At 27.6% G+C, this 1,025-nt stretch carries 2 protein-coding genes; both read left to right on the forward strand.

The features are described 5' to 3' along the window. On the forward strand, positions 1–297 hold a 297-nt coding region (locus ACWI69_RS12205), incomplete at its 5' end, for a hypothetical protein (protein ID WP_448822105.1). A 12-nt stretch (positions 298–309) separates the two neighbouring features. Beyond that, on the forward strand, positions 310–1,025 hold a 716-nt coding region (gene folP, locus ACWI69_RS12210), incomplete at its 3' end, for a dihydropteroate synthase (protein ID WP_448822106.1).

Raw genomic sequence — 1,025 nt, forward strand, 5'->3', positions numbered from 1 at the left:
ATACCTCATAATGTAGCAGGTGTAAAAATAGCTAAAGAAATTTTAAATGAAACTACCTTCACTACAAAAGAAAAAAATCAAATAGTAAATGCAATTTTAAATCATAGAAAAAAATCAAATGATTATGAATTTTTTCATAATGAAGAGGACATTTTAGATGATGATTTAAATGATATAATTAGGCTTTCTGAAATTATATTATCAAGCGACAAGGAATCAAGAAATTGTTTTGATTGTGATGCAGTAAATATGTGCTATTGGGACGAAAATAAAAAGAATTTTAAAATTAAAATATAACATAAAAGGAAGATGATTAATTTGAAAATTGGAAATAGGGAATTTGTATTAGGTGAAAGAACATATATAATGGGAATACTTAATTTTACTCCAGACTCATTTTCAGATGGAGGCAAATTTAATAATTTAGATACAGCCCTAGAAAGAGTAGATAAAATGATAAAAGATGGAGCAGATATTATAGATATTGGTGGTGAATCAACAAGACCTAATTTTGAAAAAGTATCTGAAGAAGAAGAAATAAAAAGAGTAGTTCCTATTATAAAAGCTGTAAAAGAAAAATTTGATATTCCGGTATCAATAGATACATATAAGGCTGGGACAGCAAGAAAAGCTTTAGAAGCAGGAGCAGATATGGTAAATGATGTATGGGGATTTAAAAAGGAACCTGAAATAGCAAAAGTAACAGCAGAATTTAATGTTCCATGTATATTAACACATAATAGGGAAAATCCTAAATACAATAATTTAATGAATGATGTTTTAATGGATTTAATAGATAGCATACATATAGCTATGGAAGCTGGAGTTAAAAGAGAAAATATAATATTAGATCCAGGAATAGGCTTTGCTAAAACTTACGAAGAAAATTTAACAGTTATGAATAATCTAGAAAAAATAAAAACTTTAGAGCTTCCGGTGCTTCTTGGAACTTCAAGAAAATCAATGATCGGATTAGCTCTTGATACTGATGTAAATAATAGATTAGAAGGAACTATTGCAACAAC

Source organism: Cetobacterium sp., from assembly GCF_977044495.1.